The organism is Cohnella sp. GCM10020058, assembly GCF_042683485.1.
Classification (GTDB): domain Bacteria; phylum Bacillota; class Bacilli; order Paenibacillales; family Paenibacillaceae; genus Cohnella.
Genome location: NZ_JBHUJV010000014.1, coordinates 25,200 through 47,605 on the forward strand (window position 1 = coordinate 25,200; position 22,406 = coordinate 47,605).

The following is a 22,406-nucleotide window of genomic DNA, read 5'->3' on the forward strand; positions in this document are numbered from 1 at the left end:
CGGAATTCCGACTGATGGAGAAAAATACTGCGCTTTTGCATCTATGCTGTTTAATAGGGCGGATATCGACAGAAATAAATGTATTAGCAGGCTTTGCGGCAAAAGGACAACACGGGCGACGATCGGTCACCCTATTGGAACGGCTGGCGGATGCGCCATGGACAGGCGTTCCGCGCGACTCCCGTTTCGGATATCCACTCAACGCAAAACAACCGTCAGGGACATCTGCCCGGACGTTTTTCTTATGCCGCAAGGTGCGGCTTTTCGTCCGCAACCGTAAGACAATCCCCCTCTCCTAAGCGTATCCGGGATGAGGGGAATTGCCTATTGCGGATTTGGCATATTTCTGCGGATAAAGCTTATGTAAGGTCTAAGAGGAATTGAACAGCGGGGAATGCGGGCGAGGCGCCGGAAGTAACGCGCGGATGTGCGGCGCCGGGTCGGTCGGGCTAATCCGCTTCAGTAACCTGGCCTTGATACGAAGGTGAATTCCTTGCGGCAATACACGTGGTTGTTGACTTTGACGAATTCCTTGCCGTAACGCTCGATGAAACCGATATCGCTGTGCTGCTTGTCTCTGTAGATTTGGACGGGCACCTCTGCTACGATATGATCAGCGAAATGCCTGTCATGAGACAAGGTCTGGCCGTTGAGGTACATCATTGTTCATCATCACCCCTGACGTTTTTGCTATGTAATTTAGATGACACGGCTGCAGGCCAATTCGTTGCAGCTTGCCCTTAAAATAATTGAAACGGAGCTGAATAACCGATGAAATGGATCGTAGGCCTCGGGAATCCGGGGCCGGAATACGCGGCGACGCGGCACAATGCGGGCTTCATGGTCGTGGACGAGCTGGCCAGGCGCTGGGGCACGCAACTGGAGCATCAGAAGAAGCTCAAGGGCATGTACGGGGAGGCGCGCGTCCAAGGTCTCAAGGTCGCGCTGCTGAAGCCGATGACGTATATGAATCTGTCGGGGGAGTCCGTGCGGGCGCTGATGGATTTTTATAAAACTCCGCTTGAGGACGGCATCATCGTCTATGACGATCTCGATACGGAGACGGGCAAGATACGGCTACGCTACCAGGGAAGCGCGGGCGGTCACAACGGCATTAAGTCGATCATTGCGCATACGGGCACTCAGGTATTCAACCGGGTGCGCATGGGCATCTCGCGTCCTGTGGGCGGCATGAAGATCGTCGACTACGTGCTTGGCGCGTTCCCCAAGAGCGAGCAGGAGGCGCTGCGGACGATGGTCGCGGACGCGTGCGATGCAATCGAGTTCGCGCTCGGTCACCCGTTCGAAGAGACAATGGCGAAGTACAACGGTAAGTAACACGGTGAAAGAAGGGCCATGAGCGCGTGCATAGAACGAGGAGTAGCGGCCATTCGCAGGATGCGCCATCCATTTGCGCTTAAAATCGCCGCCGGCCGGGCATACTGAAGGGAGCGCGGTTCCATGGCTTGATCTTGACTTGTCCATGGCTGCATAATCTGCCTTCAGGAGGCATACCCATATGGCTGTGAACTACGTTTGCCGGCACTGCCGCACGCCGCTTGGCCGATTCGAGGGGGCCGATGTATCCGAATACAGGCTGGGCTTGCATTTCTTGACCCCCGAAGAGCGAAAGCGTATAATAGCGTATAATTCTAACGGAGATGTGACGGTGCAGGTGGTCTGCGATTATTGCAGCCAGGCGCTTGACCATCACCCCGAACTGGCGCTGCTTAGCAATCCGCTTCAATAGCGCCGTCGTCCGCTGCGACAAACGAACGATATAAGAGGCCTCGGCTTTGCGCCCAGGCTTCTTTTTGAATGAACGTGAACGTAGATTGTACGTATAAGGGGAAAAGCGATGAAGCCGCTAATGAATACGTTAGCTACCGACCCCGACTTCCAGTCCGTCCTCGCGGGCCTTCGGGGCAGCATGCGGGAGCAGCTGGTGGCGGGGCTGTCCGGTTCGGCCAGGCAGGTCATGATTGCCGCCACCGTCCGGGAGCTGGGGAGACCCGTGCTCGTCGTCACGCACAATATGTTCGCCGCGCAGAAGATGGCGGAGGACCTGCAGGAATGCTTGACCGCGGAGGAAGTGCTGCTCTATCCGGCCAACGAGCTGATCGCGGCGGAGACGGCCATCTCGAGTCCGGAGACGTCGGCCAGGCGCATGGATGTATTGCTGCAACTCGCGGAAGGCTTCCGCGGGGTTATTGTCGTGCCGTTCTCCGGCGTGCGCCGCTTCCAGCCGAGCAAGGATACGATGGCAAGCGCCTTCGTCACCCTGAAGGCGGGAGATACGCTGCCGATGGACGAATTTTTAAGGCGTATGATCGGGCTCGGCTACGAGCGCGTAGACCGCGTCGAGCAGAAGGGGCATCTTAGCGTGCGCGGCGGCATCGCGGACTTTTTCCCGCTGACGAGCGCCAGCGCCGTGCGTGTCGAATGGTTCGACGACGAGATCGACTCGATCCGCACGTTCGATCCGGCGGACCAGCGCTCGATCGAAAAGCTGGACAGCTATACCGTGCGTCCCTGCCGCGAGATCATCGCCGACGAGCGGCGCTTCGCGAACGCGGCGCAGCATGCCTTCGAGCTGCTCGAACGCCAGCTGGAGAAGATGGCGGACCGCCAGGCCAAGGAGCGCCTGCAATCCGAGATTACCCGCGAAATCGACGACCTGCGCCAAAATATGTATTTTTCCGAAATCTATAAATATATATCGCTGCTTTATCCCGAGAGACAGACGTTGTTCGACTATATGCCCAAGGACACGCTGCTCATCATGGACGAGCCGAACCGGCTTTCCGAGACGGCTCGCCAGCTGGAGCGGGACGAGACCGAGTGGTCGACGCACCTGTTGCAGCAGGGCAAGTCGCTGCCCGGCTTCACGCTGGCCGTACCTGCGGAGCAGGCGCTGTACCCGAGGACCTTCCAGACGGTGTACCTGTCGCTTTTCGTGCGTCAGATTCCGCATACGCAGCCGCAGAACATCGTGAACTTCGTCTGCCGCTCGATGCAGAGCTTCCACGGGCAAATGAACCTGCTCAAGGCGGAGATGGAGCGCTGGCGCAAGGGCGGTGCGCATATCGTTATGCTGGCAGGCAGCGCGGAGCGGGCCGAGCGGATGCGCCGCGTGCTCGACGACTATCAGATCGAGACGCCGGAGATCGTAGAGGGCAACCTGCAGAGCGGGTTCGAGATGCCTTCGGTCCGGCTCGTCGTCATCACCGAGGGCGAGATGTTCACCCAGAAGCAGCGCAAGGCGCGCCGCGTCGACCGCCGCATGGACAACGCCGAGCGCATCAAGAGCTACACGGAACTGAAGGTCGGCGATTACGTCGTCCATCAGAACCACGGCATCGGCAAATATATGGGCATCGGCACGCTTGAGGTAGGCGGCATTCACAAGGACTACCTGCACGTGATTTACGCGGGCGGCGACAAGCTGTCTATCCCGGTCGAGCAGTTCGATCTGATCCAGAAGTACGTCGGCTCGGACGAAAAGGAACCGAAGGTAAGCAAGCTTGGGGGCGCGGAATGGACCCGGGTCAAATCCAAGGTGCGCTCCTCGGTCAAGGATATCGCCGACGATCTGATCAAGCTGTACGCGGATCGCCAGTCGACGCCGGGCTACGGCTTCGGCGAAGATACGCCGTACCAGCAAGAGTTCGAGGCGATGTTCCCTTACGACGAGACGACGGACCAGCTGCGCGCGATCGAGGAGATCAAGACCGACATGCGCAAGCCGCGGCCGATGGACCGGCTGCTCTGCGGCGATGTCGGCTACGGCAAGACGGAGGTTGCGATCCGTGCGGCGTTCAAGGCCGCCATCGAGGGCAAGCAGGTGGCGGTGCTCGTGCCGACGACAATTCTCGCGCAGCAGCACTACGAGACGTTCCGCGAGCGCTTCTCCGGCTATCCGTTCAACATCAAGGTGCTGAGCCGGTTCCGGACGCGCAAGGAGCAGACGGAGACGATCAAGGGCGTCAAGGCGGGCACCGTCGACGTACTGATCGGCACGCACCGGCTGCTGTCGCAGGACGTCGTGTTCAAGGACCTCGGCCTCCTCATCGTGGACGAGGAGCAGCGCTTCGGCGTCTCCCACAAGGAGAAGCTCAAGCGGCTGAAGACAAGCGTCGACGTGCTGACGCTGACCGCGACCCCGATCCCGCGGACGCTGCACATGTCGATGCTCGGCGTGCGCGATCTGTCGGTCATCGAGACGCCGCCCGAGAACCGTTTTCCCGTGCAGACCTACGTGGTCGAATACAGCCCGACGCTCGTCCGGGAGGCGATCGAGCGGGAGCTGGCGCGGGACGGACAGGTGTATTTCCTGTTCAACCGCGTGCAGGGCATCTACCAGATGGCCGAGCAGATCTCTGCGCTCGTCCCCGACGCCAAGATCGCGGTCGCGCACGGCCAGATGTCCGAGCAGGAGCTCGAGCGGACGATCCTCGACTTCCTCGACGGCGAATACGACGTGCTCGTAAGCACGAGCATCATCGAGACGGGCGTGGACATTCCGAACGTCAATACGCTGATCGTGCACGATGCGGACAAGATGGGGCTGTCCCAGCTTTATCAGCTGCGCGGCCGCGTCGGGCGGTCCAATCGGATCGCCTACGCGTACTTCGGCTACCAGCGGGACAAAGTGCTTAACGAAGTGGCGGAAAAGCGGCTGCAGTCGATCAAGGAGTTCACCGAGCTCGGCTCGGGCTTCAAGATTGCGATGCGCGACCTGTCCATCCGCGGCGCGGGCAACCTGCTCGGCGCGGAGCAGCACGGGTTCATCGCGTCCGTCGGCTTCGACCTGTACTCGCAGATGCTGGCCGAGGAGGTCAACGCGCGCAAGGCCGAATGGCACGGCGAGAAGGCCCCGCCGCCTCCGCCGGTCAACACGCAGCTCGACCTTGGCGTGGACGCTTATGTGCCGCCCGAATATATTTACGACAGCATTCAGAAAATCGAGATTTACAAAAAGGTGGCCGCCGCTGCTTCGGGAGACGACGTCAGCGATCTGCTCGAGGAGCTGGTCGACCGGTTCGGAGATCCGCCGAAGCCGGTGCTGAGCCTCTTGAGCGTGGCTCGGATCAAGGCGCTCGCGCGGATCTACGGTATCGAATCGATCGTCAATCGCAACGACGACCTGACGATCAAGTTCGAGGAACGGCGCAGCGCGGAGCTCGACGCCAAGAAATTCAAGGCGCTCGAGAGCCGGTATCAGGGACGCGTGCAGCTCGTGCAGCAGACGCCGGCTCCGCTCGTGCGGATCCGGGTCAAGGGACTCGACGACGATTCCATGTTGGCGCTCGTAGAAGAGTTTCTGTTACAATATAAAGAAGCGACAAAATCCAAGGAGGAATTGCAAAATGCTGTACAATAAACGCGGAACGTATCGCCGGTTCGCATTCATGCTGGCGGCTCTCGTTCTGCTCGCCGCGATGGCCACCGCCTGCGGCAAAGGTAAAAACGAAAACTCCGGCGCGTCCGCCTCGGCCAGCTCGACTGCTTCGGCCAGCCCGACCGCTAGCATAGATCCTGACACTGTGCTTGCCACCTGGGAGGGCGGCGAGCTGAAGCAAGCCGAATTCGGCAAGTACGAAGCATTCATGAACGTGACCAACCCGCAAATGGCGATGTATCTGTCGATCCCGCAATACAAGGAAGAGATCGTCAAGCAATACATCCTGCAGAAGGTGTTCGCAGAGCGTGCCACCGACGAACAGAAAAAATCCGGCAAAGCGCAAGCCGACGAGTTCAAGAAGCAGCTCGAAACAGCGCTAAAGGACGAAACGAACGGCGCAACGATCAAAGAATCGATGAAAACCAACAACATCACCGAGGATGAAATGTTCGACCTGGTCGTCACGCTGGCGACGGGCGGCGAGATCAGCACCGCCAAGGAAAACGAAATCAAGGCGACGATCAAGGACGCCGACATCAAAGCCGAATTCGACAAGGCGCCTGCCGACTACAACGTCGACACGGTCCGCCACATCCTCGTCTCCTTCACGGATCCGGCCACGAACAAGGAGCGCTCCGACGCGGATGCGCTGAAGCGCGCGCAAGAAGTGAAGAAGAAGCTTGAGGACGGCGGAGACTGGACCGCGCTGGCCAAGGAATACTCCGACGACACCGGCTCGAAGGACAATGGCGGTCTGTATGACAAGACACAGGCCAAGGGTTGGGTGGAAGAGTTCAAGAACGCGGCGAATACGCAGGCGATCGGCGTCATCGGCGATCCCGTGAAGACGGAATACGGCTATCACGTGATGAAGGTCGAAGCTCGCGAAGTCGCGGCCTACGACAAGCTGTCCCAGACGGACAAGGACGCGATCGTCACTTCGCTCGTCGACCCGAAGATGCAGACGTACATTCAGGAAGAAACGGACAAGCTGAAGATTAAGGTAACGCTGCCGGCCGAGCCTTCTCCATCGCCTGAGGCTGGCGCATCGGCGTCCGCTTCGGCCAGCGCATCGGCTTCCGCTAGCGAGCCGGCTTCGCCGTCCGCATCGGCTTCGGCATCGAGCAAATAATAAAGAACGCGTAAAAGCACCCGGCTGCGTAAACAGCCGGGTGCTTTTTTGAACATTGATGAACTTATCGTAAGATTCGGAAAGCGGCCTTGCTTTTCATCTGATTCGTGCGGCGGAGATTCGTTGATAGAAAACCTGCATCTATGCATGTATTTTCTACCGACTCGCGGCACTTGGTGAAATGCCTGCAAATATAATATACAGGTAAATGCAAAGCATAAGCCAGAAATCGGGCTGATGAAGGAAAATACCTGCGCATTTGCATCTTTTCTCACCGGCAGGTTCGACATCGGCAAAAATAGATGTAAATTTGCAGGCAATGCGGCGAAAGAACGGCGCGGGCGACGATACGCAGGTCCATCGGAACGACTGTCGGATGAATCAACGCATTTCTGGCGAGCAGCTACGTGCGATGAAACAAATGCAGATGTACAGGTAACTCAAATGGAGCCGAACATCTTTTCTCCGCGTGGCTGACTTCCTTGGTCGTCGGGCTCAAGCGTGATGCCGATCTTGTCGAAGTCCAAGTTGTCCGCCTCGATCGGCATGGCCAGTACGCCCAGACCCTCATCGTTATCGGCTACGCGGAAGGTGCCGGCGCTCTTGCGGACGCCGTCCTTGAGCAGCCAAACCTGGTAAGCTTCTTCGCCACTGGTCGGCGATGCGCCGTAGACGTAGACGACGAATTGGCGGCTCTTGCCGTTGTCGACGATGCAGGCGATGCCGAATGCATGGGAAGCTTCGGACGCTTCCGCCTGCAGCGGGACGGCAAGCTTCACTTGCGAAGCCGGAACGGACAGCGCGCGTTCGATCGGCAGCGGACCGGCCCCGTTCTCCCGGGCAAGCTTGTAGTTCCAGACGGAGCTGACCGCCAGCAGGATCAGCAGGACAGATGCGGAGACCGCGAGCCAGCGGCTTCTTCCGCTCCGTCCGCTTGCCCGCCTGCCCGGAGCCTTCTCCACTCTTTTGACATCCGCCTCTTCTACCACGGCCAGATCCGCGGCCAGCGCGGCATCCATCACTTGGCGCTTCAAATCCTCAGGCGGTTCGATTTTCTCCATATCCGCGTACAGCGCCCCCCATGCGATCTGCAGATCGTCCCATTCGGCCCGGCAGGCTTCGCAGCCCGGAAGATGACGCTCAAAAGCGATCCGCTCTTCGTCGCTGCACGCGCCTGTCACTACGGACAGACACAGGTCGCATAGCGGATTTTGCTTGTCGTTCATCGTCGTCACTCTCCTTCCAAGGCCAGATGCCTGCGCAATATTTTCAAAGCCTGATGCAGCCTGTTCTTTACGGTGCCGAGCGGCTCCCCGTAACGGGCTGCCAGCTCCCTGAGCGTGAAGCCCTGCCAGTAAAAGTGCTCCAGCAGCTCGATCTGAGGGCCGGATAAATAACGGTAAGCGACGCGAATTTGTCCTTTGATCGATTCGCGCTCGATGCTCGCTTCCGGAGAATCGCCTTCGTCGTCGGGAATACGCGCCATTTGCTCGGCCGTAATTGGAACGATGCCTTCCGACTGCCTGCGCTGCTTGCGCAGCCAGTCGATCGTTATATTGCGGGTTATGGTAATGAGCCAGTTCGTATACTTTCCCTTATCCTCGCTGTAATCGGAGTCGGTCGTCCACAGCCGCACGAATACCGACTGCACGATTTCCCGCGCGGCCTGCTCGTCCCGGACGGCCCTGAACGCATAAGAATAGACGAGACTTGCGAAGCGGTCGTACAGGACGGACAACGCTTCTTGCCGCTTGAGCTTGACGAACAGCATTAATTCATAATCGGTCAACTGATGCATAGGGACGCAGCCTCCAAGATCGGCTTGGGAAACGCCTTCTCGCTTGCGGCGTTCCGTCCGGTTGATTGCAGCGGGCGACACGGCAAAAGCAGGGGGACCGCTATGGCGGTCTCCCTGCTCCGGCATTTGCGCACGGGCGCTCAATCGGCCTTGACGACGATCGTCGCCCTCATGCCCGGATGGGGCGTACAATAGTAGCCGAATTCGCCTTCTTTTTTAAAGACGACCGTCTTCGATTCATCCTGACCCAGCAGTCCGGTGTCGAAGGAGCCGTCGTCCGCGGTGGCCGTATGCTTGATCTTATCGCGGTTCACGAATTTGACCGAGTCTCCTGGACGAATCTCCAGCTTTTCCACGGTGAAGTTAAAGTCTGCAATCTCGACGGTATACGTCTTGGCAGCCTGCTTCCCATCGTCCTGGCCTCCTTTACCGCCGTGCTTGTCATCCTGTGCCGAAGCGGATGGAGACGGCTTCGCCGAGGAGGAAGGTTTCGCCGAAGACGACGGGGTCCCCTTCGTGCCCGAAGACGGGCGCGGGCTGGCTGTCTTGGCCGGTTCCGCCGAAGGAGACGGCTTGTGGGAGGCGGCAGCATGACCGCCGCCATCGTCTGTTCCGACTGCGTGGCCGCCGTTGTCGTCGGCTCCGCCGGAGTGACCGCCGTTTTCGTCGGCTCCGGAGGAATGCTGCGCGTGCGGCGTAGCAGTCGGCTTCGGTGTTGCGCTTGCAGGTTCCGTCGTCGCTTTGGGCGTGCTGTCAGCTGTCTGCGTCTGCTCCGGCGTTTGCGTGCTTGCTGTTGCCTGCGATGGGTCGTCCGCCGATGCGGTGGCTTCGGCCGTCTGCGTCTCTGCTGCGTCGCTTGCCGAATGGGCGGCATGTCCTTCATCCGACTCTGCCGCGTTATTCGAGGAAGCGCCGCATGCGGACAGCGTCAGCATGACTGCGACCAGGAGCGCCGCGAGGAAGCTTCTCATTCGCCTGCACCTCTCATTTTACGATAATTTGGCCGGTCATGAACGATTTGTGCGGCTGACAGTAATAATCGTACGTTCCGGGCTTATCCAGCTCAATCGTGAAGGACTCGCCCTTGGCCAGCAGCGGACCTGCAAAGCTGCCGTTCACCGCTACCGCGTTATGCTTCATATCGTCGAAATTCGTGAAAATAATCGTCGATCCGGCTTCGACCGTAAGCGGGCCGGACCCGAACGAATAGTCCTTAATGTCGACACGATACGTCTTGCCGGTCTGTTCGGCAGGAGCAGCCGGTGCCGCTTGGCCTGCGGACGTACCCGAAAATTTCGCCGGATCCACCACGAACCAGACTTGGTTGACGTTCTGACCGGTAGCGTCGCCATGCTTCGCGTCCTTCACGAAATAATAGAGCGGATAGCCCTTGAAGGCCGCCTGCTTGCTGCCGTCCGGACGGATGATCGTGCCAAAGTCAGCTGCGTTCAAGACGGACGGCACCTCTCCTGCAGTCGCTCCATAAGCCGGCCAGTTGGCCAGGCAGTTCTCCGTACAGGCGCTCGTCTGCGGCGTATCCTTGTCAAAATAGTAAAGCGTGCGTCCCTCGCTGTCGGTCAAGTAGTTGCCAAGCGTCGCGCTTTTGCCGATCATGACGCGATAATCCGGCTTCGCTTCGAACCATACGCCCCCGACGCCTTCGCCCAGCGTGTCACCCGCCTTGACGTCCTTGACGAACCGATAGAGCGGCCAGCCTTTGTACATCCACTGTTTAACGCCGTTCGCATGCGTAACGACCGTGAAATCCGCTGCATCGAGTCCTGCCGGTATCCGCAGCTCGTCTGCAGTCAGCAACGGCCAATTGTCGATGCATGGGCCTTGGCAAGCGTCCAGATCGTTCGCATCGTTCGAGAAAAAGTACAACGTACGGCCTTGTCCGTCTGCTAAATAGGAAACGCCTTTGACGTCCCGGCGAAGCGTGATACGTTCGCCGGCGGGCAGCGCAGCGGTGGCCGGCAGGACGCCTTCCATTTGCAGCATATCGAAAAGCGAATGTCCCATTGCCGTCTGCGCCGACAGCGATTCGACCAGCGCGGAGGCCATAAGCGCATTAGTAAGGGAAGGCGTGCCGGCGATCGAGACCAGTCCCTTGCCGGAAGCGAACGCTTCCGTATCCTTATAGACAAAGTCCGCGTTCGAACGATAGCCGAGCGTCTCGAGCAGCACCTTGTACAGCTGCTGCGAGCTTACGGGGGCGAGCGGGTTGAAGCGGTTCGCGCCCTCGCCCGTCCAGCCGTATGCGGGATTGCCGTGCAGGAAGGCCAGAATCGGCCGGTTGCCGGCGCCGGCGAGATTCGCGTCGGCGAAACTGTCGGTACCCGTATATGCCTTGGCCGCTTCCAGCTTGCCCTGCAGTCTGAGCGATATAATGGCGGCCTGGATGCGCGTCGTGCCCTTGGCCAAGTACTCGGCGGTGACGCCCTCGCCTTCGCCGATCAGCAAGCCCAATTCGGCAGCCGTCTGCCCGTCGGTCTTGACCGCCGCTCCGCCGGGCTGAACTGTTGCCGCCTGAGGCTCCTGCGCCGATACAACCGACGGCATCAGCATCATCGCGCACATGGAGAGCGATGCAATCATTTTCACGAACCCGTTCATTCTCGTGACCTCCTCATGATCGTTCCGGTTATGTAAGAGGTAACGAACGGAAGGAAAGAGCGGTTTGAAGGGCACTTAAATAACGTGCGAAAGTCCTATTGAGACGGCGTACCAATTTACATAGTGAAAATAGAATACGAACATTCGTCAAGGATCGACATTTTCAAAAAAGTAAATGCCGGATTTAAGAGATGTTGGCATATGCACGCTTTTCTAAACGAAATTCTAGATTTAGTTTTCAAAAAGACCAGTTATATGTGAGTTAATCTAACATAATTGATGGCATATTTCATAATAATATCTTATTCAGCAAAGGAATTACCAATAAAATTAATTTTATGTAAATTATATTGACACATAAATTAGTCCGATTCTATAATATGAATCGCGAACGGTAATTAGAAAATAATTACATAACGTTCGGTTTTGAGATAAAAACACGAAAAGGGAGTGGGTTTATGAAAAAAATCGAATGGTTTAAAAGTGCAGGATTGGCCTTGTCATTAAGCCTTGCGCTGGCAGGGTGCGGCGGCAATAACGAGAACAATGCTTCCTCTGCGCCGGCTTCGTCGGCCTCGAGTTCCACGGCTGCCTCCGGCGGCGGGGATACCGTGAAGGTTGGCATTTTGCACTCCCTCAGCGGGACGATGTCGATTAGCGAAGTGACGGTTAAAAATTCGGAGTCGATGGCGATCGACGAGATCAATGCCAAGGGAGGCGTGCTGGGCAAAAAGATCGAGCCCGTCATCGAGGACGGTGCCTCCGATTGGCCGACCTTCGCGGAAAAAGCGCGCAAGCTGCTGTCCGAGGACAAAGTCGCCACCGTATTCGGCGGGTGGACGTCGGCGAGCCGGAAGGCGATGCTGCCCGTATTCGAGGAATTGAACGGCCTGCTGTGGTATCCCGTTCAGTACGAAGGGCTTGAATCGTCCCCGAACATCTTCTACACCGGCGCGACGACAAATCAACAGATCGTGCCTTCGGTCGATTACTTGCTGGAGCAAGGCAAAAAGAAGTTTTTCCTGCTCGGCTCGGACTACGTTTTCCCCCGCACGGCCAACAAGATCATCAAGGCGCAGCTCGCCGCCAAGGGCGGAGAGACCGTCGCCGAAGAATATACCCCGCTCGGTCACACCGATTACACGACGATCATCGCCAAGATCAAGGAAGCCAAGCCGGACGTGGTTTATAACACGCTGAACGGCGACAGCAACGTCGCTTTTTTCAAGCAACTGAAGGATGCCAACATCTCCGCGGCTGATCTGACAACGTTGTCCGTCAGCATTGCGGAAGAAGAAGTCAAAGGCATCGGGCCGGACTTCCTGGCCGGCCATCTCGTCGCCTGGAACTACTATCAGACGACCGACACGCCGGAGAACAAGACTTTTGTCGAAAACTTCAAGGCGAAGTACGGCGCGGACAGCGTAACGAGCGATCCGATGGAAGCGGGCTATACGGCGGTCTATCTATGGGCAGCGGCGGTAGAGAAGGCAGGCTCCTTCGACGTCGACAAAGTCAAGGAAGCCGCCAAGGGCATCGAATGGAATGCGCCCGAAGGCAAGGTGACCATCGACGGCGACAACCAGCATATTTACAAGACGGTACGCATCGGAGAAATCCAGCCGGACGGGATGATTAAGGAACTGTGGAACTCCGGCAGCCCCGTGAAGCCGGATCCGTACCTCAAAGGCTACGATTGGGCCAAGGATCTAAGCGCCGGCTCGTGACGACGGCTTGACGTCGGACGGATGCGGCGGCGGGAGCGGTGCCCGGGGATGATTCATCTCCGGGTCCGCCCCGCACGGTCTCGTATAACGAGAAGAAGGAGGCGGTTTTCTTGGAGATGTGGATCACCCAGATGTTCAACGGGTTAAGCGTGAGCTCCATTCTCTTGCTGATCGCGCTCGGGCTCTCGATTACCTTCGGACTGATGGGCATCATCAACATGGCGCACGGCGAGTTCATCATGATCGGCAGCTATGCGGCATATCTGACGCAGAATGCCTTCAAGTCGCTGTTGCCCAAGAGCATGTTCGACGCGTATTTCCTCGTAGCGCTCGCAGCGAGCTTTATCGTGGCCTTCGCAATCGGATATCTGCTGGAGATTTTGTTGATCCGCCATTTGTACGGTCGGCCGCTGGACAGTCTTCTGGCGACTTGGGGCGTCGGACTCGTGCTGCAGCAGATCGCCCGTTCGATTTTCGGGGCGCCCAACGTGGCCGTGAACAGCCCCTCCTGGCTGAACGGCGGTCTGCACGTAATAGAAGGGATCGATCTCCCCTACAAACGGTTGTTCATCCTCGCGCTGGTCGCGGTCTGTCTGGCTGCCATGTACGCGTACATTAACCGGAGCCACTCCGGCAGACGCATGCGGGCAGTTATGCAGAATAGAGAGATGGCCGCGTGTCTTGGCATCTCGACGCGCCGCGTGGACGGGATGACGTTCGCGATCGGCTCGGGCATCGCCGGCATCGCCGGCTGCGCCCTGACGCTGATCGGACCGATCGGGCCGAATATCGGCACGTACTACATCGTCGATGCCTTCATGGTCGTGGTGCTCGGCGGCGTGGGCAAGCTCGTCGGAACGGTGCTCGGCGCGCTCGGCATCGGCGTACTCAACACGATGTTCGAATGGTGGTCGACCGCGTCGCTCGGCAAGGTGTTCGTATTTCTGTGCATCGTCGCATTTCTTCAATGGAAGCCGAAGGGGCTGTTCGCCGTTCGGACGCGGCAGCTGGATTGACAAGAAGAGAACCGCGACATCCACTTTCCGCGAAAAGAAGGTGAGACCGATATGACCGGATTATGGTCGGACCGCAAGCGGCTGTGGCTGCTGCTCGGCTATGCGGCCGCGGCGGCGGCGCTATTCGCCGCACCGCTCTATTTAAGCGATTTTCGCCTGAACCTGCTCGCCAAGTTTTTGGCCTTCGCGATCGTGGCGCTCGGCCTGGACCTGCTGTGGGGCTATACAGGCGTGCTCAGCCTCGGCCACGGCGTCTTTTTCGGTCTTGGCGCCTATGCGATGGGGATGCACCTGAAGCTTGCATCGAGCGGCGGCAGACTCCCGGACTTCATGGATTGGAGCGGACTGACGCGTCTGCCGTGGTTCTGGCAGCCGTTCAAGTCGTTTCCCGCCGCGGCGCTGCTCGGTATTCTCGTCCCAGCGCTGCTCGCGCTGTTCCTCGGCTTCTTCACGTTCCGCAACCGGATCAAAGGCGTCTACTTCACGATCCTGACGCAGGCGCTGGTTATTATCGTGACGACGCTGTTCGTCGGCCAACAAGCCTATACCGGAGGGACGAACGGCCTGACCGGATTCACGAAGCTGCTGGGCAGCCCGCTGCGCTCGGACAGCATGAAGACGGCCCTTTATCTTGCGACGGTCGTCGCGCTCATTGCCGCCTATGCGCTCTGCCGTTACCTTACGAAGAGCCGGATGGGCAAGGTGCTGCGCGCGATCCGCGACGGAGAGAACCGCGTTCGCTTTCTTGGCTACGATCCGGCCGTCTACCAGATGGCCACGTTCGCCGTGTCCGGCGCGCTGGCGGGCCTTGCGGGCATGCTGTTCGTGCTGCACGTCGGCATTATCTCGCCTTCGATGATGGGGATCGTGCCGTCCATCGAGATGATCCTGTGGGTCGCAATCGGCGGGAGAGGCACGCTTGTGGGCGCGCTGATCGGCACGCTGGCCCTGAACTACGCCAAAAGTGGATTATCGGAGGCTTACCCGGAGATCTGGACGATATTCCTGGGGGCGCTCTTCATCGTCGTGACGGTATTCCTGCCGGGCGGCATCGTCAGTCTGATCCGTTCGGGCGCAGCGCGCGTACGCAAAAAAACAGGGAGGGGGAACGAACATGAGTCAGGCGTCCATCCTGTCCTGCGAGGAAGTAACCGTAGCGTTTGACGGGTTCAAAGCCGTGCAGGGCATGAGCTTGTCGCTTAAGCCGGGGGAGCTGCGCTTCCTGATCGGGCCCAATGGCGCAGGGAAGACGACGATGCTGGACGTCATATGTGGCAAGGTGAAGCCGGTATCGGGCTCCGTCTCGTTCCATAGCCGATCGGGCGTCGTCGATATCACCAAGCGCAAGGAGCATAAGATCGCGGAGCTCGGCATCGGACGCAAGTTCCAGACGCCTTCTATATTTTCAGGCCTGTCGGTTATAGAGAATCTGGAGATCGCCATGTCGCAAAATCGGAGCGTATGGGCGACCCTGCGGGCTTCGCTCACGGGGCGGGAGCGCGAGCGCATCGAGGAAGAGCTGACGCTCATCAGTCTCGGCGACCAACGGCATACGCGGGCGGGACTGCTGTCGCACGGGCAGAAGCAGTGGCTCGAGATCGGCATGATGCTGATGCAGGAGCCCGAGATTCTGCTGCTCGACGAGCCGGTGGCCGGCATGACGGACCGGGAGACCGACAAGACGGGCGAGCTGCTGCGCGAGATCGTCAAGCGGCGGACGGTCGTCGTCGTCGAGCATGATATGGAGTTCGTGCGCAACTTCGCCAGCAAGGTGACGGTGATGCACGAGGGCAAGCTGCTGAAGGACGGAACGATGGACGAGGTCCAGAGCGACGACCGGGTCGCCGAGGTCTATCTGGGCAAAAGGCGGGATGCGCATGCTGTCGGTTGAGGCGCTTGAAGCGGGCTACGGCGAGAGCGTCATACTACGCGACGTCAGCCTTAAAGTGGAGCCCGGCCAGGTCGTCTGTCTGATGGGCCGCAACGGCGTAGGCAAGTCGACGCTCGCCAAGAGCATCATGGGCGTCTTGCGGGCGAGACGGGGCAGCATCTCCTTTAAAGGCCGGAATATGACGCGCGCGGCCTCCGGGGAAAGAGCGAGGTTCGGTATCGGTTACGTGCCGCAGGGACGCGAGATTTTCGGCCAGCTGAGCGTGCTGGACAATCTGCGTATCGGGCTGGAGGCGAGCCGGGACCTTAAGCGGCGCCGGTCGGGAGAGATTCCCGAAGCTGCAATCGCCAAGTTTCCGGTGCTGCCTTCGATGTACGGACGCCGCGGCGGCGATCTGAGCGGCGGGCAGCAGCAGCAGCTTGCCTTTGCCCGCGCGCTCGTATCGGAGCCGGAGCTGCTGGTGCTCGACGAGCCGGCGGAGGGCATACAGCCTTCCATCGTGCAGGCGATCCAGGAAGTCATCCGCGGCATCGCGGACGAAGGCAGAACGTCGATCCTGCTCATCGAGCAGAGCCTGGACTTCGTGCGCAGCGTCGGCGACGCTTTTTACATCATGGAGAAAGGAACGATTGTATGGTCCGGCTGCAAGGAGGAGCTGGACGATCCGGCCGTTATGCGGTATCTGACGATTTAGAGAGAGGAAGCGGACCCAATGATACTATCCGGACGAACGCACTGGCAGGTTGTGAGCCTGCTCCATGCCATCGGCCTCATCGGCTTTGTTTACGCTTCTCTTCGGGAACCGGCCTTCTGGGGCCTCGGACTGCTGGCTTACTCGTTCGGCTTGCGGCACGCATTCGACGCCGACCATATCGCAGCCATCGACAATGCCGTCCGCAAGCTCGTTGCGGCGCGTTCGGATTCGAACGGCGTCGGCTTGTTCTTTTCCCTCGGACATTCCACGGTCGTGCTGCTGATGGTGCTGGCCATCGGCCTTACGGCGGACACCTACATTTTCGACAATGCTGCGCTGCGCGAGATGGGTTCGTTGATCGGGACATCCGTCTCCGGCTTTTTCCTGGTCGCGATCGGCTTGGTGAATCTGGTCGTCCTGCTCAAGGGGCTGTCGGGCGCGCGCAGGAACGGATGGCGCGACGAAGGCAGCGTGCCGCGCCCTTCGGGTCCGCTCGCCGCGCTGCTGCGTCCGGTGCTGCGCCTTGTCAGCCGCAGCTGGCATATGTACCCTGTGGGCTTTCTGTTCGGGCTCGGCTTCGACACCGCCACCGAGATCGGCCTGCTGGCCTTGTCGGCGGGTGCCGCGAGTCAATCGGCGTCGCTGATCGGCATTCTGTCGCTGCCGCTCCTGTTCGCCTCGGGCATGACGCTCCTGGATACGCTCGACGGCGTGCTGATGAGCCGGGCGTACAGCTGGTCTTCCGTCTCGCCGGGCAAGCGGCTCGCTTACAACCTCGTCGTGACGGGCGTCTCCGTCGTCTCCGCCTTGTTCGTCGGTCTCTTGCAGCTGTCGCACCTGCTCGAGAGTCGGTTGCCGCAGGCGTGGGTCGCATGGACGGACCGCATTGACTTCGTTTATCTCGGATACGGCCTGGTCGGGCTGTTCGCTTTGACATGGATCGGGTTCGCGATCGCCAGGAAAGGAATGAGAAGCGGTCATGCAGTGGACGGAGCGTGAGAAAGAAAAGCTGCTGATCACGGTAGCGGCCAATCTGGCGAGAGATCGAATGAAGCGAGGCGTCAAGCTCAACTATCCGGAGAGCGTCGCCTTGATCACATCGGAAATTATGGAAGGCGCGCGGGACGGGCGGAGCGTGGCGGAGCTCATGGCCTACGGACGGCAGATTTTGACCGCCGAGCAGGTGATGGAGGGCATCCCGCAGATGATTCACGAGGTGCAGGTCGAGGCGACATTTCCGGACGGGACGAAGCTGGTGACCGTGCATCAGCCGATCGGATGACGCGTCTGGACGCTTGAAGGAGCGGATTCTATCTTGGCATGCCAAACGGGGTGAAGACAGGATGATACCGGGCGAATACCGCCTGCGGGCGGGAGAGATCGAACTGAACGAAGGACGCAGGACGATCGAGGTGTTGGTGGCCAACCTGGGCGATCGTCCCGTCCAGATCGGGTCGCACTATCCTTTTTTCGAGGTCAACAAACGGCTGCGCTTCGACCGGGAGCGGACGTTCGGCATGCGGCTGGACATTCCGGCAGGCACTGCCGTACGATTCGAGCCCGGCGAGGAGAAGCCCGTGAAGCTGACCGCGATCGGCGGCGCGAGAATGGTGTACGGGCTGAACGGCCTGACCGAGGGTACGGCCGATTGCGAGGCGTTGCCCGAGGCGGCGGCGCGTCGTCTTGCGAGCTGGGAGAGCCGGGAGGCGGAATATGGCTAAAATGACGCGCGAGGATTATGCGGGCATGTTCGGGCCGACGGCCGGCGATGCGGTTCGGCTGGCGGATACGGAGCTGTGGGCAGAGATTGAGCGGGACTACACTGTCTATGGCGATGAATGCAAGTTTGGCGGCGGCAAGGTCATTCGCGACGGGATGGGGCAGTCCGCCCATGCGAGCCGGGACGCCGGCGTGCTCGACACGATCGTCACGAATGCCGTCATCATCGACCACTGGGGCATCGTGAAGGCGGATATCGGCATTAAGGACGGCTTGATCGTCGGAATCGGCAAGGGCGGCAATCCGGATGTGATGGACGGCGTAGACGCGGATATGGTCATTGGCGCAAGCACCGAGGTCATCGCCGGCGAAGGCCGGATCGTGACGGCGGGGGGCATCGACGCGCACATTCACTTTATCTGTCCGCAGCAGATCGAGACGGCGCTGTCGTCCGGCGTAACGACGATGATCGGCGGCGGGACGGGACCGGCGACCGGGACCAACGCCACGACGTGCACGCCGGGTGCCTGGCACCTGAGACGGATGCTGGAGGCGGCGGAAGCTTTTCCGATGAATATGGGATTTACGGGAAAAGGCAACGCTTCGTTCGCTGCGCCGCTCGCCGAACAGATCGAAGCTGGCGCGATCGGGCTCAAGCTGCACGAGGATTGGGGCACGACGCCGCGGGCGATCGATACCTGCCTGCGTGTGGCGGACCAATACGACGTGCAGGTCGCGATCCATACCGACACACTGAACGAGGCGGGATTCCTGGAGGATACGCTGGCCGCCATCGGCGGCAGGACGATCCATACCTACCATACGGAAGGAGCGGGCGGCGGCCATGCGCCCGATATCATCCGGGCGGCTTCGCATCCCAACGTATTGCCCTCCTCCACCAACCCGACACGGCCTTTTACGGTCAACACGATCGAAGAGCACCTGGACATGCTGATGGTCTGCCATCACCTCGACAGCCGCATTCCCGAGGACGTCGCCTTCGCGGACTCCCGCATCAGGCCCGAGACGATCGCCGCGGAGGACATTCTTCACGACCTGGGCGTGTTCAGCATGATCAGCTCCGATTCACAGGCGATGGGGCGCGTTGGCGAGGTAATCCTGCGCACCTGGCAGACGGCGGACAAGATGAAGCGGCAGCGGGGGCCGCTTGGACCGGATGCGGACAGCGACAACTTCCGAATCAAGCGCTATATCGCGAAATATACGATCAATCCCGCGATTACGCACGGCGTCTCGCACCTCGTAGGCTCGATCGAGCGAGGCAAGTTCGCGGATCTCGCCATTTGGTCGCCCGCTTTTTTCGGCGTGAAGCCGGACCTCGTGCTGAAGGGCGGGAGCATCGCGTACGCGCAGATGGGCGATCCGGGCGCATCGATCCCTACGCCGCAGCCGGTCATGGGCAGGCCGATGTTCGCGTCCTACGGCAGGGCGGTGGAGCAGTGCGCGATTACGTTCGTCTCGCAAGCGGCCTACGACAGCGGCCTGGCGCAGAAGCTTGGGCTGCGCAAGCGGATCGAGCCCGTCCGCAACTGCCGGGGCGTCACCAAGGCTGACATGATCTTGAACGACGCGACGCCGGATATCCAGGTGGATCCGGAGACGTACGCGGTGACGGTAGACGGCGTGCCGGCCGTCTGCGAGCCGGCGGAGCGGCTGCCGATGGCGCAGCGGTACTTCTTATTTTAGCGTCGGGAGGAGAGAAGCGCCTATGATCCGATGGCTCGCGGCGCAGCAGCTGCTCGATTCCGCGCTGCCCATCGGCGGCTTCGCGCACTCGTTCGGCCTCGAGGCCGCTGTGCAAGACGGCCTCATCGCCGATATGCGAGCGCTCGAGCAGTATTTGCGCACGATGCTCGCGCAGAGCTGGTCGACGGCGGACGCGATGGCCGTCAAGGCGGTGTACGAGTGCGGCGGCAGCGGAGATTGGGCGCGGCTATGGTGCGTGGAGCGGCTCGTTCATCTGCAGCGCGCCGGCGCCGAATCGCGTGCCGGCGCGGAGAAGATGGGACGACGCCTGCTCCAGTTGGCGTCGTCGATCCACCCGGCGCTCGATTGGTCGCCGCTGCTCGGAGCATATGAGGCGGGAGATTGCCTCGCCTCGCATCCGCTGGTGCACGGCTTCGTCTGCTGGCGTCTCGGCCTTCCGCTCGAGCAAGCGGTGCAGGGCTACCTGTATGCCTGCGTCGTCACCGCGACGAGCGGCGCCTTGCGGCTGCTGCCCGTCGGGCAGACCGAGTGCCAGGCACTTATCGCCAGGCTCGGCCCGGCGATCGACGAAGGTTGGCGCATCGCGCGGAACCTGGTTCCGGAAGATGCCTATACGAACGCGCCTTTATCCGAGATCGGCGCGATCCGTCACGAGACGCTTTATTCCCGCCTGTTTATGTCATGAATGACGCAAGTCCTGCCATTACAAGATTGGAGGAATGCAAAATGTGCCAAGGCAAAGGACATCATCATCACCCGGAATGGTCGCAGCCGGTCTTCGAAGGCTCGCGACCCATGCGTATCGGCATCGGTGGACCCGTCGGTTCCGGGAAGACCGCGCTGCTGGAAAATATCGCTCGCGCGCTTCAGTCGCGCTTTAGCCTCGGCGTTATTACGAACGATATCTACACGAAAGAAGACGCGCGCATTCTCCTTGCGACGGGCGTGTTGCCGGAAGAGCGCGTCATTGGCGTAGAGACCGGCGGTTGCCCGCACACGGCCGTCCGGGAGGATGCCTCGATGAACTTCGAGGCCGTCTCCGAGCTGGAGGAAAGATTCCCGGAGCTGCAAATCATCCTGATCGAGAGCGGCGGGGATAATCTGGCGGCCGCGTTCAGCCCTGAGCTGGCCGACCGGTTTATTTATATCATCGATGTAGCTCAGGGAGAGAAAATCCCTCGAAAGGGCGGTCCGGGCATCATGCGTTCGGATCTGCTGATCATCAACAAGACCGATCTTGCCCCGCATGTCGGCGCGAGTCTCGCGGTCATGGAGGCGGATACCAAGCGGATGCGCGGCAATCGGCCTTACGTATTTTCCAATCTGCGGGACGGAGAAGGCGTGGAAGAGATCGTCGCCTGGCTCGCGCATGAATACGAGCATGCCCATGGCATCGAGCACAGTCACCGCTGACCGGCGCAAGGCCCGCGTCGCCGTGCTCGAGGCGTCCGCCTCGCTGCGGGGAGACGCGACGATCCTGGACCGTCGTTATTGCACGTCGCCGATCAAGATTGCCAAGACATTTTCAGAAGGCCACTCTCTCCGCGTCATGCTTATGGATGCCTCGCCCGGTATGCTGGCAGGCGATCGATACGAGCTGAACTGGGAGGCGGGAAGCGGCACGCGCCTTATCCTGACGAATCAAGGCTTCACCAAGGTTCACCCGTGCGGGCCGGGGAAATCCGCTTCGACGGAGACCCGTTATCGGATCGGGCCGGGCGCATGCGTGGAGACGATGATGCAGCCGCTCATGCTCTATCGGGACGCCGTCTACGAGAACCGAACCGTCGTCGATCTGGCGCCGGGCGCCGTGTGGATGCAAGGAGAGGTCTTATGCCCGGGCAGGACGCTACGCGGAGAGGCCTTTCTATACGAAACGCTGGACAACCGCTTGTCCGTAAATTACGAAGGCGAGCTGATCCATCATCAGCGTCAGCTGATCCGTCCGAGCGCGCATCGGATGGTCGCGAAGGGCGCCTGGGAAAAATACAGCCATCTGGGCTCGTTTTACGTATTTTCGGATCGCGTGACGCCCGCACTGCTGGAGATTGTCCGGGCGACGTTGGAGGAAGAGCGGATGCTGGAGCTTGGAATCTACGCCGGCGCGTCGCTTACCTACCGTCACGGCCTGGCGGCCGTCGCCGCCTCCGATTCGGCATGGAAGCTGCAATTGTGGGTACGCGCTATACAAGACGCGATGAAGAGGTCGCTGTTCGGAAAGTCACCGAGCCGTCGGCCTCTCGATTGAAGCGAGCATCTCGATGAATTCTCGATGAAGGTTCTGAAATAAAATATAGGCCGTTTGAGATGGCATTTCTGGATTGCCCGCATTTTTTTGCGGGCTTTTTTGATTTCAAGCCCTTATTTATGGAAATGTTCAGAGCTTGTTTAGAGGTACCTGCTAGAATGTATACTGCTCGCGTTGATTCTACAATTTCTGACATGAGTCGGGATGGTTTTTTACATCTGGGGCTTCAGAATCGCGGATCCCCATCCGATTATGTCTTTATGCCTATAGCGAATGGGGGATTTTTATTTTGACGGCTCGAAGGTGACTCGGATAGTCCGGACGACGGCTAAATGACGGTTTGTTCTAACGGATTTCTGCGACGGGCAATGGCTAGTTTTCGACAGCGTCGGCTGCGTATGACGTCTTAGCCCCTGCGATCGAGGCGATCGGC

At 59.7% G+C, this 22,406-nt stretch carries 21 protein-coding genes; 16 read left to right on the plus strand and 5 right to left on the minus strand.

All coding sequences use genetic code 11. The annotated features are described in order from the left end of the window. Positions 1-459 precede the first annotated feature (459 nt). On the minus strand, positions 460-663 hold the full coding sequence (locus ACFSR7_RS24540; protein ID WP_378121809.1) for a hypothetical protein: 204 nt from the start codon (positions 661-663) through the stop codon (positions 460-462). A gap of 108 nt (positions 664-771) precedes the next feature. Here ACFSR7_RS24540 and pth point away from each other — a divergent pair, with 108 nt between their 5' ends. The 4 genes from pth to ACFSR7_RS24560 all read left to right on the plus strand — a co-directional run bounded on the left by pth (position 772) and on the right by ACFSR7_RS24560 (position 6,536). Beyond that, positions 772-1,338, plus strand: coding sequence for an aminoacyl-tRNA hydrolase (gene pth, locus ACFSR7_RS24545; protein ID WP_378166157.1), 567 nt, complete (start codon positions 772-774; stop codon positions 1,336-1,338). Positions 1,339-1,519: 181 nt separating this feature from the next. Next, positions 1,520-1,750 (plus strand): anti-sigma-F factor Fin family protein, encoded by a 231-nt coding sequence (locus ACFSR7_RS24550; protein ID WP_090117844.1) that lies wholly within the window; start codon positions 1,520-1,522, stop codon positions 1,748-1,750. A gap of 108 nt (positions 1,751-1,858) precedes the next feature. Continuing rightward, positions 1,859-5,383, plus strand: a complete 3,525-nt coding sequence (gene mfd, locus ACFSR7_RS24555; protein WP_378166159.1) for a transcription-repair coupling factor — start codon at positions 1,859-1,861, stop codon at positions 5,381-5,383. Then, a complete protein-coding gene (locus ACFSR7_RS24560) occupies positions 5,370-6,536 on the plus strand; it encodes a peptidylprolyl isomerase (protein WP_378166161.1) in 1,167 nt (388 codons plus the stop codon). The genes mfd and ACFSR7_RS24560 overlap by 14 nt, the downstream gene beginning before the upstream one ends. A gap of 440 nt (positions 6,537-6,976) precedes the next feature. On the opposite strand, the gene ACFSR7_RS24565 is transcribed toward ACFSR7_RS24560, so the two are convergent. From ACFSR7_RS24565 to ACFSR7_RS24580, 4 genes are all read right to left on the minus strand, one after another. Continuing rightward, complete coding sequence (locus tag ACFSR7_RS24565; protein WP_378166163.1) at positions 6,977-7,762, minus strand: anti-sigma factor domain-containing protein; 786 nt, start codon at positions 7,760-7,762, stop codon at positions 6,977-6,979. Between the two features lie 5 nt (positions 7,763-7,767). Next, complete coding sequence (locus tag ACFSR7_RS24570) at positions 7,768-8,334, minus strand: RNA polymerase sigma factor (RefSeq protein ID WP_378166165.1); 567 nt, start codon at positions 8,332-8,334, stop codon at positions 7,768-7,770. A gap of 140 nt (positions 8,335-8,474) precedes the next feature. Beyond that, positions 8,475-9,305, minus strand: a complete 831-nt coding sequence (locus ACFSR7_RS24575; protein ID WP_378166167.1) for a plastocyanin/azurin family copper-binding protein — start codon at positions 9,303-9,305, stop codon at positions 8,475-8,477. A gap of 13 nt (positions 9,306-9,318) precedes the next feature. Then, entirely contained in the window at positions 9,319-10,950 is a 1,632-nt protein-coding gene (locus ACFSR7_RS24580; RefSeq protein WP_378166168.1) for a plastocyanin/azurin family copper-binding protein, read from the minus strand. Between the two features lie 458 nt (positions 10,951-11,408). Between ACFSR7_RS24580 and urtA the strand changes: the two genes are divergently transcribed. From urtA to ACFSR7_RS24640, 12 genes are all read left to right on the plus strand, one after another. After that, a complete protein-coding gene (gene urtA, locus ACFSR7_RS24585) occupies positions 11,409-12,677 on the plus strand; it encodes an urea ABC transporter substrate-binding protein (protein WP_378166170.1) in 1,269 nt (422 codons plus the stop codon). Positions 12,678-12,787: 110 nt separating this feature from the next. Beyond that, positions 12,788-13,693, plus strand: coding sequence for an urea ABC transporter permease subunit UrtB (gene urtB, locus ACFSR7_RS24590; protein WP_378166172.1), 906 nt, complete (start codon positions 12,788-12,790; stop codon positions 13,691-13,693). Positions 13,694-13,744: 51 nt separating this feature from the next. Beyond that, positions 13,745-14,857, plus strand: coding sequence for an urea ABC transporter permease subunit UrtC (urtC, locus tag ACFSR7_RS24595; protein ID WP_378166174.1), 1,113 nt, complete (start codon positions 13,745-13,747; stop codon positions 14,855-14,857). Further along, on the plus strand, positions 14,808-15,584 hold the full coding sequence (gene urtD / locus ACFSR7_RS24600) for an urea ABC transporter ATP-binding protein UrtD (RefSeq protein ID WP_378166176.1): 777 nt from the start codon (positions 14,808-14,810) through the stop codon (positions 15,582-15,584). Before urtC ends, urtD begins: the two co-directional genes overlap by 50 nt. Beyond that, complete coding sequence (gene urtE, locus ACFSR7_RS24605) at positions 15,571-16,278, plus strand: urea ABC transporter ATP-binding subunit UrtE (RefSeq protein WP_378166178.1); 708 nt, start codon at positions 15,571-15,573, stop codon at positions 16,276-16,278. Before urtD ends, urtE begins: the two co-directional genes overlap by 14 nt. An 18-nt stretch (positions 16,279-16,296) precedes the next feature. Next, positions 16,297-17,277, plus strand: a complete 981-nt coding sequence (locus ACFSR7_RS24610) for a HoxN/HupN/NixA family nickel/cobalt transporter (RefSeq protein WP_378166180.1) — start codon at positions 16,297-16,299, stop codon at positions 17,275-17,277. Then, positions 17,258-17,560, plus strand: coding sequence for an urease subunit gamma (locus tag ACFSR7_RS24615; RefSeq protein ID WP_217597025.1), 303 nt, complete (start codon positions 17,258-17,260; stop codon positions 17,558-17,560). Before ACFSR7_RS24610 ends, ACFSR7_RS24615 begins: the two co-directional genes overlap by 20 nt. Before the next feature lie 61 nt (positions 17,561-17,621). Continuing rightward, a complete protein-coding gene (gene ureB, locus ACFSR7_RS24620; protein WP_378166182.1) occupies positions 17,622-17,999 on the plus strand; it encodes an urease subunit beta in 378 nt (125 codons plus the stop codon). Then, positions 17,992-19,704: an urease subunit alpha gene (ureC, locus tag ACFSR7_RS24625; protein ID WP_378166184.1), complete on the plus strand. Its 1,713-nt coding sequence runs from the start codon at positions 17,992-17,994 to the stop codon at positions 19,702-19,704. Before ureB ends, ureC begins: the two co-directional genes overlap by 8 nt. A gap of 22 nt (positions 19,705-19,726) precedes the next feature. Continuing rightward, complete coding sequence (locus tag ACFSR7_RS24630) at positions 19,727-20,410, plus strand: urease accessory protein UreF (protein ID WP_378166186.1); 684 nt, start codon at positions 19,727-19,729, stop codon at positions 20,408-20,410. 41 nt (positions 20,411-20,451) lie between these two features. Then, positions 20,452-21,138 (plus strand): urease accessory protein UreG, encoded by a 687-nt coding sequence (gene ureG, locus ACFSR7_RS24635; RefSeq protein WP_378166188.1) that lies wholly within the window; start codon positions 20,452-20,454, stop codon positions 21,136-21,138. Beyond that, complete coding sequence (locus tag ACFSR7_RS24640; RefSeq protein ID WP_378166190.1) at positions 21,113-21,973, plus strand: urease accessory protein UreD; 861 nt, start codon at positions 21,113-21,115, stop codon at positions 21,971-21,973. The genes ureG and ACFSR7_RS24640 overlap by 26 nt, the downstream gene beginning before the upstream one ends. Positions 21,974-22,406: the final 433 nt, after the last annotated feature.

Coding starts and splice junctions, on each gene's coding strand:
- ACFSR7_RS24540 (WP_378121809.1), bottom strand. CDS start 663: ATGATGTACCTCAACGGCCAGACCTTGTCTCATGACAGGCATTTCGCT.
- pth (WP_378166157.1), top strand. CDS start 772: ATGAAATGGATCGTAGGCCTCGGGAATCCGGGGCCGGAATACGCGGCG.
- ACFSR7_RS24550 (WP_090117844.1), top strand. CDS start 1,520: ATGGCTGTGAACTACGTTTGCCGGCACTGCCGCACGCCGCTTGGCCGA.
- mfd (WP_378166159.1), top strand. CDS start 1,859: ATGAAGCCGCTAATGAATACGTTAGCTACCGACCCCGACTTCCAGTCC.
- ACFSR7_RS24560 (WP_378166161.1), top strand. CDS start 5,370: ATGCTGTACAATAAACGCGGAACGTATCGCCGGTTCGCATTCATGCTG.
- ACFSR7_RS24565 (WP_378166163.1), bottom strand. CDS start 7,762: ATGAACGACAAGCAAAATCCGCTATGCGACCTGTGTCTGTCCGTAGTG.
- ACFSR7_RS24570 (WP_378166165.1), bottom strand. CDS start 8,334: ATGCATCAGTTGACCGATTATGAATTAATGCTGTTCGTCAAGCTCAAG.
- ACFSR7_RS24575 (WP_378166167.1), bottom strand. CDS start 9,305: ATGAGAAGCTTCCTCGCGGCGCTCCTGGTCGCAGTCATGCTGACGCTG.
- ACFSR7_RS24580 (WP_378166168.1), bottom strand. CDS start 10,950: ATGAACGGGTTCGTGAAAATGATTGCATCGCTCTCCATGTGCGCGATG.
- urtA (WP_378166170.1), top strand. CDS start 11,409: ATGAAAAAAATCGAATGGTTTAAAAGTGCAGGATTGGCCTTGTCATTA.
- urtC (WP_378166174.1), top strand. CDS start 13,745: ATGACCGGATTATGGTCGGACCGCAAGCGGCTGTGGCTGCTGCTCGGC.
- urtD (WP_378166176.1), top strand. CDS start 14,808: ATGAGTCAGGCGTCCATCCTGTCCTGCGAGGAAGTAACCGTAGCGTTT.
- urtE (WP_378166178.1), top strand. CDS start 15,571: ATGCTGTCGGTTGAGGCGCTTGAAGCGGGCTACGGCGAGAGCGTCATA.
- ACFSR7_RS24610 (WP_378166180.1), top strand. CDS start 16,297: ATGATACTATCCGGACGAACGCACTGGCAGGTTGTGAGCCTGCTCCAT.
- ACFSR7_RS24615 (WP_217597025.1), top strand. CDS start 17,258: ATGCAGTGGACGGAGCGTGAGAAAGAAAAGCTGCTGATCACGGTAGCG.
- ureB (WP_378166182.1), top strand. CDS start 17,622: ATGATACCGGGCGAATACCGCCTGCGGGCGGGAGAGATCGAACTGAAC.
- ureC (WP_378166184.1), top strand. CDS start 17,992: ATGGCTAAAATGACGCGCGAGGATTATGCGGGCATGTTCGGGCCGACG.
- ACFSR7_RS24630 (WP_378166186.1), top strand. CDS start 19,727: ATGATCCGATGGCTCGCGGCGCAGCAGCTGCTCGATTCCGCGCTGCCC.
- ureG (WP_378166188.1), top strand. CDS start 20,452: ATGTGCCAAGGCAAAGGACATCATCATCACCCGGAATGGTCGCAGCCG.
- ACFSR7_RS24640 (WP_378166190.1), top strand. CDS start 21,113: ATGGCATCGAGCACAGTCACCGCTGACCGGCGCAAGGCCCGCGTCGCC.